This window comes from uncultured Campylobacter sp., assembly GCF_963517995.1.
Taxonomy (GTDB): domain Bacteria; phylum Campylobacterota; class Campylobacteria; order Campylobacterales; family Campylobacteraceae; genus Campylobacter_A.
On the sequence record NZ_CAUQHQ010000089.1, the window covers coordinates 1 to 8803 of the forward strand.

General features: G+C 47.2%; 9 protein-coding genes. All 9 read right to left on the bottom strand.

The annotated features are described in order from the left end of the window. Positions 1-1763: molybdopterin-dependent oxidoreductase (locus RYL88_RS09070; RefSeq protein ID WP_314990742.1), on the bottom strand; the 1763-nt coding region annotated here is incomplete at its 3' end. A 326-nt stretch (positions 1764-2089) separates the two neighbouring features. Then, positions 2090-2665, bottom strand: coding sequence for a hypothetical protein (locus RYL88_RS09075; protein ID WP_314990744.1), 576 nt, complete (start codon positions 2663-2665; stop codon positions 2090-2092). A gap of 207 nt (positions 2666-2872) precedes the next feature. Further along, positions 2873-3388, bottom strand: coding sequence for an S-ribosylhomocysteine lyase (luxS, locus tag RYL88_RS09080; protein ID WP_122866513.1), 516 nt, complete (start codon positions 3386-3388; stop codon positions 2873-2875). Positions 3389-3624: 236 nt separating this feature from the next. Beyond that, the gene (fldA, locus tag RYL88_RS09085; protein WP_314990747.1) at positions 3625-4116 is read right to left on the bottom strand and encodes a flavodoxin FldA; all 492 of its coding nucleotides are present in this window, start codon (positions 4114-4116) and stop codon (positions 3625-3627) included. An 11-nt stretch (positions 4117-4127) separates the two neighbouring features. Beyond that, positions 4128-4844 carry a hypothetical protein gene (locus RYL88_RS09090; RefSeq protein ID WP_314990750.1) on the bottom strand — a complete coding sequence of 239 codons (717 nt, stop codon included), beginning with the start codon at positions 4842-4844 and terminating at the stop codon, positions 4128-4130. A 3-nt stretch (positions 4845-4847) separates the two neighbouring features. Continuing rightward, on the bottom strand, positions 4848-5168 hold the full coding sequence (locus RYL88_RS09095) for a DUF2325 domain-containing protein (protein ID WP_002949171.1): 321 nt from the start codon (positions 5166-5168) through the stop codon (positions 4848-4850). A 748-nt stretch (positions 5169-5916) separates the two neighbouring features. Further along, a complete protein-coding gene (locus tag RYL88_RS09100; RefSeq protein ID WP_314990751.1) occupies positions 5917-6606 on the bottom strand; it encodes an aspartate/glutamate racemase family protein in 690 nt (229 codons plus the stop codon). 789 nt (positions 6607-7395) lie between these two features. Further along, positions 7396-8571, bottom strand: a complete 1176-nt coding sequence (locus tag RYL88_RS09105) for a hypothetical protein (RefSeq protein ID WP_314990753.1) — start codon at positions 8569-8571, stop codon at positions 7396-7398. Positions 8572-8615: 44 nt separating this feature from the next. Next, positions 8616-8803: hypothetical protein (locus tag RYL88_RS09110; protein WP_314990756.1), on the bottom strand; the 188-nt coding region annotated here is incomplete at its 5' end.

An 8803-nucleotide genomic window follows, 5' to 3' on the forward strand; every position in this document is an offset into this window, starting at 1 on the left:
AAGCTAGGCATGCTTAAATTTAGCCCCTTGGCCTGCTCGGCCGCGTCGGCGTAAAATTCCTTCATCCAGCCCAGCTCGTCCTTGCCCTCGCTAAACGCCTCGCCGTAGCCCCAGCGTTTGCAAATTTGCTCGCAGATCCAAAAGTCGCTCTTGCTCTCGCCCATCGGCGCGATGACGGGTTTATAGGCTACGATATATTCGCCGCTGTCGCCGGTTTGGTTTATATCGTTACGCTCCACTTCGATAGCTACGGGTAGTACGATGTCGCTAAATTTCGCCGTGCTGGTCCAATAAGGCTCGGCGGTGATGACGGTTTCGAATTTTCTCCACTGCTTGACGGCGTTGTTTACGTCTTGATGGCGCGTAAACATCGAGCCTGAGGCCATATACGCCACTCTCATGCGAGGTAGTTTAATCTTGGTGCCGTCGTAGTCGATCTCTTTGCCGGGATACTCTAAGGCCTCGATGCTACGAGAGGACGGAATGGTGACGTTTTTAGCGTCTTTCCAAGGGGCCTTGCCTAAATTTTCGTATTTTTCGCTAATGCGCGTGCTGATGCCTTTTAGCGTCGGTGAAATTTTATTCGTCATACCGCCCGAGTCGTATCCTAGGCTAAACTCAAAGCCAAGGCCTTCTTTACCGATATAGCCTAGCATCGCGTTAAGAGCTATAAGCGCCCAGAAAGGCTGCTCGCCGTGGTCGGCTCTTTGAAGCGCGCGGCCTATAAGCACGGTCGTAGGCTCTTTTGCCAAAGCCTCGGCGAAGCTTTTTATCTTATCCGCCGCTACGCCGCAAATTTTGCTCGCCCACTCCGCGTCTTTTACGACTTTGTCGGTCTCGCCCATAAAGTAGTCTTTAAATTTATTAAATCCGACGGTGTATTTTTTGATAAATTCCTCGTCGTAGAGCTTGTTCGTAAACAGATGGTGGCACATGCCGATAATTAACGCCGCGTCGGTATTAGGGCGTACGATGATATTCTCGGAGCCGAAGTAGCGCGCCGTATCGTTTACCATCGCGTTTACGCTATATGTTTTAATGCCCGATTTTTTAAGCTCTTTTATACCTACGTAGCCCTCGTGAGTAGGAGGCACGGATGAAATTTGATTTGTTACGATAGGATCGGTCGCCCAAAATACGACGTTTTTAGCGTTTTTAACTATCGCCGCCCACTTAGTCGGCGTATCGTAAACCGCGCTTGAGCCTAGCACGTGAGGCATGATAACCAGACCCGCCCCCGTCGAATAATCGCCGCTTTCCTCCACGTAGCCGCCTAAAATTTTAAGCATCCTGTGAGCGACCGTACGCCCCCAGCTGACCTTGCCGCTGCCGCCCCACCAGTAGCACTCACCGTAGATCGCTTCGCTGCCGTATTTCTCGTGGGCTTCTTTTAACGCCTTGGCGGCAAGATCAAGCGCGACGTCCCAACTAACGCGCACGAATTCCTCTTTGCCTCGCAGTTCGGATTTAGCCGCGCCCTTGGCTTTTAGATAGCTTTTGCGCACCATCGGATACAGCACGCGAGCCTCGTTTTGCACGGAATCAGGCAGGCTGTAATTCATCGTATTAGGAAATTTATCGCCCTCGAAATCGCTAACGGAAACTATCTGATTTGAGTTGGTATTTGCCCAAAAAAGCCCGAATCTGTTCGCGCCGAATACCTTTTTGTTATCGAAAATCGTCTGCGTAACGCCTTCTATCCTGCTAGCCTGCGCAGCCGTAGCCGCCAATGCCGAAAATTTGATGAAATCTCGTCTTTTCATCGGTTTCTCCCTTATTTTAATTCTCGCAGGAGCAAGCCCCCGCGCCTTGCGCTTGCAGTCGCGAAGTCGCAGACCCAAGCAAAGCCAAATCGCCGATATTTGCGGCACCGGCGCGATTTGGCGACTCGTTTTCCGTTATTTACTTTTAAAACTATATTTTATTAGCGGCGCTCGCTTTTTGCAACGCGGCTCTTTAGCGAGCAAGACGCCGCAAATTAAATTTGCCGCCGCAAAACATAAAATCCAAATTTAAAGAACAAGCGTCGCTAAATTTTACGCTTCAAGCGACGAGCAAATTTGATCTGGGCGCTAGGCGCGCCAAAGCCCTATTCTACGGTTTTTGCGTTATGCTGTAGGTATTTAACGATCAAATTTAGCTCCGTCTCCTCTAGCGAGACGTAGTTCGTATCGATCATCGACTGTAAATTTGCCGGCCACTGAGCCGCCGTAAAGCTGTTTGGCTCGTGCAAGCGGTGGCACGCCGAGCAGGTCTCCTCGTACTTTTGCTGAGCTTGTTTATATAGCGCGTTTGCGTCGCTACCTAGCGCGTCTGCGGCGACTTCGTACGTGCCCTCGACCTCATACCAAAGCTCGCCGTAGTCGTCCTCGACCTCTTTTATTTTCTTAAAATTCGCCTCACTCTCGGCATCAAAAACCGTGAAGATTTCGGTATTTTTGACGCTACGCTGTATCTGAGCCAGGTAGTTTGCCGAAACCGCGCCTTTTACCTTTATTTTGGCTTTTGCGCCGTCCTTAGAAACAACCTCGACTGGCGTTAAAATCTCGATCTTGCCGACTTTTTTACCGCCTAGAGATATATCGGTCGTCTTTGTTAAAACCTCGGCGTTTAAGCTGATCGCCGCCGCACAGGCCGCGATCAAAACGAATTTAAAACTTTTCATCGCACTTCCTTAAGAAAATTTATTAATGTAATTTTATAAATTTACGGCTTAAAATTACATCGCTATATTTTATTACGAAGCGGGTTTTGTATATTAAAAGAGTAAAATTTGAAGTAAGAGCGCGGCAAACCGAGTCGAATTTGAGCTTTACTCAAATTTGCCGCGAGAGTAAAAGCCGCGCAAACGGCGGCTAAATTTAACGAGCGATCAGTGCTTTTTAAGCCCCATCGCAGCGACGTCTAGCGCGATCTCTTCGTTATTTATCGTGATTAGTCCGCGCTCTAAAATTTTGCTTGCGATCGCGTGCGCTTCGTCAAGCGAATGCATCTTGTACGTGCCGCACTGATATTTATTGAGCTCGGGGATGTCTTCTTGGTTTTTGACGCCCAGGATATCCTTCATCGACGCCGTCCACGCGGCCTTGACCGCCTCCTCGCTCGGCACGCCGATCACGCTCATATAAAAGCCCGTCCTGCAGCCCATCGGCGAGATATCGATGATTTCAACGCCCTTGCCGTTTAAATGATCGCGCATAAAGCCCGCAAATAGGTGCTCGAGCGTATGGATGCCTTTTTCTGGCAAGATTTCTTCGTTCGGCTTGCAAAAACGCAAATCAAACACGCTTATATCGTCGCCTTTTGGCGTTTTCATCGTCTTTGCCAGACGCACGCCGGGCGCGTTCATCCTCACGTGATCGACGCAAAAACTATCTAGTAGAGGCATATTTTCTCCTTATTTTTAACATAAATTCGGCGTGATTTTAGCTAAATTTGCTAAATTTTAGCTCAAATTTGAGTTGATTAAAAACGAATAGATATAAAGCTGTCTTAATAAAATTTGCGCAGCCGTTACGCGCCAAAATCGCCTTAATGCTGTAGCGCGGCAAAGTCAAATTTGAAAGAAAAAGCGTTAAATTTAAAAGAAAAATCGGGCAAAAGCCCGACTAGAAGTATTAAGTTTTAAGCAAAATGAGGTTTGATCTGCTCTATCCAGGCGCTGATTCTAGGCTCGGTTTTTTCGCTTTCGTTATCGGCATCAAGCGGCAGACCGACGAATTTACCGTCTCTTACGGCTTCTGATTCGTCAAATTTATATCCGTCCACGGACACTGCGCCCACGACGTTTGCGCCCGCTTTTACGACCTCATCGTAAAGCTTGCCCATCGCGCCGCAAAAACTATCCGCGTAGCTCTCGGCATCGCCCATGCCAAATATCGCAACCGTCTTGCCGCTAAGCTTTAATCCGCCGAAATCAAACGCGTCCCAGTCGTCTTGCAGGTCGCCTGTACCCCAGGTCGAAACGCCCAAAATCAGCTTGTCAAAGCCGTTTAGCTTAGCCGCGTCGCAGTTTGCTACGTTTAAAAGCTCGTTTTCCAGCCCCAAATTCTCGGCTAAAAAGCCCGCCGCCTCCTCAGTATTTCCCATACTGCTTCCAAAAATGATACCTATCATTTAAATTTCCTTTAAAAAATATGATGACTTATCGTGTAGGGCACCAGTCGCAACGATCCGCCGCATCCGTACTCCCGTCTGACCTCGATGTAGCGCGAGAAATTCGCATTTCTCGGAGCTACGATGAACATCCTGTCAAACTCCCCGCCGCTAAGCGCCTCAAAGCCCCTAGCGATCTCGCAGTTAGCCAGATGAAACCGCTCTTTGGTTATCTCCTTAAAGCACGGCATAACGCCAAAAAGCTTGCGCCCGCCCTGCTCGGCAAAGATAATCCCGTCTTGAAAATAAACGTTTTTATCAAAATGTTTGGCGCGTATTTTATCATAAACAAACTGAGAAAACATTATGTCCGCGTCAAAACATATTCCGTTTTGGGATTTTAGTATAAGGATTAGCTTAGCGGCCGGGTGTTTGGGAGAGACAGCTAGCGGCGGGACGGCGTCAAATTTGCCCGTTTTATAGGCGCGGATTACGACGTTTGAGGCGATACAAAAGCTTGAAATTTTACTTCGGCTAGGATTTTTAAACTCGCATAAGTCCTGTATGCGCTTTAGAAAAATTTCCTCCAAATTTAAGCCCGAATACGCATAAATAAAAGGAATTTTTAGCTCGCAACCTACGCAACAGTTGTATAAATTTATAAAAATTCGGGCTTTATTTACCGCATCAAGCCCTGAAAAAATACTTGGAGTTATTTCTCCAATACCTGATAAAAAGCCGAATTTCATCTATTAGTCTTTTACCTTGCAGCATCCAAATTCCTTATCTAGCCCAAAGACTTTGCAATACTCGCTAAACACGCAGCTGACGCTTCTTTTGGCGCAAACGATCGGGATATTGCGCTTTTTGGCTTGGTTTTTTATCGTTTTCATCGTGTTGTGGTTTAAAAAACTGGTTAACATCACGACGCACTCGGTATCTTGCGGGATCGGTTTGCGATTTACGCGGTTTTCGTTGCGCGCGTCCCAGTGCTCGATCGCTTCCGCGCCGAGGTCTTTTAGGACTGCTTTTATAGGCGTTATCTCGTCGGCTCCGATAACTAAAACTGACATTTTGGACTCCTGTTTATTTGATTGTGATTATTATAAAATAGCTTAGCTAAAAAATAGCTTAGTTATGAGAGTTGTTATCATTTAAGTAGAAATTCATAACGTTTATTAAATTTACTTGACCAGGTCCAAGAAATCGGCGCACAAAACCGCCCAAACCTCGTTAAAATTTTGCCGAAATTAAGGCGCGCAAATTTAATTGCGATATCGCTAACGACAAACTTCTTTTTATAAGCACGGCAAAAGCGGCAATGTATACGTCATAAACTACGGCGGCGACGCATTCGTCAAGCGACTAGAAAAACTTGATAACGAAGGCTAAAGCTCTATTTTCGGATAATGAAAAATACGAGTCCACCTTAATAGACGACAAAAATTTAGAAAATTGCGCTATCGTAGGGTGCGGCGCAAGTCAAAAAAGGCGTGACTTAAAGGGATTTTGAAGCTATTTTTGAAGTTTGAAAATTTAAGCTTTGGCTTTCAAAATGCAAAAAATGCCTAAATTTTGCAAATTTTGCGTTTTTAGCTCTCATTTTTCCTTATGTTTCTATCTGCTAAAATAGCGTTTTTAACGCTATTTGCTCCACATTTTACCCATTCTTGATTTTGCCTTTTATAAGATTTATCGTTTGCGGGTCTAAAAATACGATATAAAAATCGTAGCGCCAAAAGTAAAATGCCCTGCAAACCGTAAATTTACGCAAATTTATCTAAAGACGCGGAGTAAATTTAACCCCTTTGCGTCTAAAAACTACGACAGCGCCGCCTCAACCGCCGCATCAATGTGTATCTGCGTCGTATCAAAAAGCCGCATATCCGTATCCGCCTGCGATACCAGCATGCCTATCTCGGTGCAGCCAAGTATCGCTCCTTGCGCGCCGCGCGACCTAAAATCTTCGATGATGCGCAAGAAATTCGCCTTTGAGCCAGGCGCGATCTTGCCGTAGCAAAGCTCCTCAAAGATGACGCGATTTACTTCCGCCATATCGCTCGCGCTTGGCAAAAGCACCTCCGCGCCGCCCTCTATCAACCGACTTTTGTAAAAATCCTGCGTCATCGTATAAACGGTGCCGAGCAGCCCTACCTTGGCGACGCCTGCATTTTTTAGCGCTTTTAGCGTGGCATCCGCGATGTGCGCCACAGGCACGCTAACGGTGCTTTGCACGGCATCAAAGCACCTGTGCATCGTGTTTGTGCAGATGAAGATAAAATCAGCCCCGCCGCCTTGCAAAATCCTCGCGTGACGCGCCAAAATTTCGCCCGCGTCCTCCCATCTGTTTTCGCGCTGGCAGACCTCGATCTCCTCGAAATTTACGCTGCTTAGCAGTATCTCCGCGCTGCTTAGCCCGCCTAGACGCTCGTTTATTTTGCGATTTATTTGCTCGTAATACGTTATCGTAGACTCAAAACTCATCCCGCCGATTAGGCCGATTTTTTTCATATTTGCTCCTTAAATTTCGGCGATTTTACGGTTTTAAATTAAATTTGCTATAAATTTAAATTTAGTCCGCCGCGTTAAATTTGGCTACAAACGCCTAAAATTAGGCGCGTAAATTTAAGCTTTAAATTTAGCCTGCGACGTAAAAGGGTAAATTTAACGAACCGATGAGGCCGAATTTACAAAGGAAATTTAAACGCTCAGCTCGGAAGATAGCTTAAATGAAGAGAGTTTAATTTCGCCGCGCTTGCGATCCGAATTTGCGAGCAAATTTTCTCTTTGAGCGTAAATTTTATCGACTCAAAGCGGCGTTTTGATTACTTCGCGCGGGCGGATTAAATTTACGATCTTTGCGGTTTGGCAAATCTTTATCTTTTGCAAGGTAAATCGCCTGCAAATTTTACCCGTTCGCGTCTGCAAGTCTCGCGCCTACGTTTTGGCGCGCTTTGCCAGAGTCGCTTCGGCGTCTTTTAAATGCGAGCTTGACGCACAAACCGCCTCCGTTTTACGCCAGCAAATGCAAAAACCTGCGTTATGCCGTCAAATTCGCGCAAATATCGCCGCTTTGCGTTTTAGCGCTTTAATCTCGCGCCGTGAAATTTATGAGCCGTTTGCGCGTAGCCGTTTCGCGCGGTAAAATTTATAAATTTTCGCGGATTTTTATCGCTTCGCCGCTTTTTTGAGCTTTGCGCACCAGATTTCCCGCCAAAGCGACATAAACGTTAAATTTACGGCTAAAAGCTAAAATTTAAAGAGCGAATTTAAACCGCAAAGGTATAAATTTAGCTAATTTTACTCCCTCGGAAGTCCGTTTTTATCGGACTTGTCGCTGATTAGCTTGCCATCTTTGTCGTATTTTTTGGCACGCACGAGCCTGCCGCGCTCAAATTCGCCCTCGGCTTCGAGTTTGCCGTTTGCGTAGTAGTGGCGCGCCTCGCCGACCTCCAGCCCGTCTTCAAACGTCGCTTTGGCTTTTAGCTTGCCGTTTTCGTGATACTCCTCGTACAGTCCGTGATAGCGCCCGTTTTTAAACATCACTTTCGCCGCCGGCGCCCCGCTCTCGTAGTAGTCCAGCCCCGCGCCCGTTTGGCGGCCGTCTTTGTACTCGTATTCGCCTCGTAACTTGCCGCTTGGGTAGTGTTCGCGCGCGACGCCGTCCTTTTCGCCGTCTTTGTAATTTTCTACTACGCGCGTTTTGCCGTTTTCGTAAAATCGCTTCCAAACGCCGTTTTTGCGGTCGCTTTTGTATTCGCCCGCCTCCTCCACGGCGCCGCTTTCGTAGTACCACGTCTCCGCGCCCTCTCGCTTGCCCTCTTTGTAGGTTCGCACGCCGCGGATTTTGCCGCTTTTGTAGTAGTCGAAGTCCTCGCCGTTTCGCAGTCCGCCGACGTATGGGCTACGTGCGCTAACCTCGCCGCTGGCGTAATAGTCGGTAAACACGCCCTCTCGCTTGTCCGCCTTAAAAATACCCTCCTGCTTTAACGCGCCGCCTTCGTCAAAGTAGTAGCGGCGGTAGCGCCCGTCGCGAACGTCATTTTTGTATTCGCTCTCGCCCATCAGAGCGCCGCTATCTGCGTGGTAGTGCTTAGCCGTACCCTCGCGGACGCCGTTTTTTAGGGGATATTCGTTTGAGGGTTTGTCTCTGCCGTCAAAATAGTCTCGATATCGCACCGCCGTGCCGCCCTGCACGTCGATCTCGCGTATGAGCGTGGGCGGCAGAGGTTTTAGCCTCGGATAGACCATGCCCATCGCATTTACGTCATATAGGTCCTCGACGCTGTAACGCAGCATCCTTAGCGTGCCGTCGTAGAGCTTGCCTTTTACGTAGTAAAGCCCGTTTTTTAGGCTCGCTTCGGGCTTCATTACGATTTTTGGCTCCAGTGCCTGCGCGCCGATCGCTAGAAGCGGAAGTAAAAATAGAAATTTTAAATTTTGAACTAAATCTGATAAAATTTGCCGAAATTTCATATCTTTATCCCGCCTCCATGTCACATATTAATTGTCAAACTTACTCACAGCTTACAACTTTTTCCTATACTTTTACATAAAGCTTCGTACTGCTCAGGATCTTTCCTTTTAATGGTCTCTAAAACAAATTTAGCTATTTTTTTACTCTCTAAAATATCAAGCGGCTTCATACCTCGCTCCATAATTTCTCTTAAATGGGATAGCTCATTTGCATATCGGTTAACCAAGCTTG

Coding starts and splice junctions, on each gene's coding strand:
- RYL88_RS09075 (WP_314990744.1), bottom strand. CDS start 2,665: ATGAAAAGTTTTAAATTCGTTTTGATCGCGGCCTGTGCGGCGGCGATC.
- RYL88_RS09100 (WP_314990751.1), bottom strand. CDS start 6,606: ATGAAAAAAATCGGCCTAATCGGCGGGATGAGTTTTGAGTCTACGATA.
- fldA (WP_314990747.1), bottom strand. CDS start 4,116: ATGATAGGTATCATTTTTGGAAGCAGTATGGGAAATACTGAGGAGGCG.
- RYL88_RS09095 (WP_002949171.1), bottom strand. CDS start 5,168: ATGTCAGTTTTAGTTATCGGAGCCGACGAGATAACGCCTATAAAAGCA.
- RYL88_RS09105 (WP_314990753.1), bottom strand. CDS start 8,571: ATGAAATTTCGGCAAATTTTATCAGATTTAGTTCAAAATTTAAAATTT.
- luxS (WP_122866513.1), bottom strand. CDS start 3,388: ATGCCTCTACTAGATAGTTTTTGCGTCGATCACGTGAGGATGAACGCG.
- RYL88_RS09090 (WP_314990750.1), bottom strand. CDS start 4,844: ATGAAATTCGGCTTTTTATCAGGTATTGGAGAAATAACTCCAAGTATT.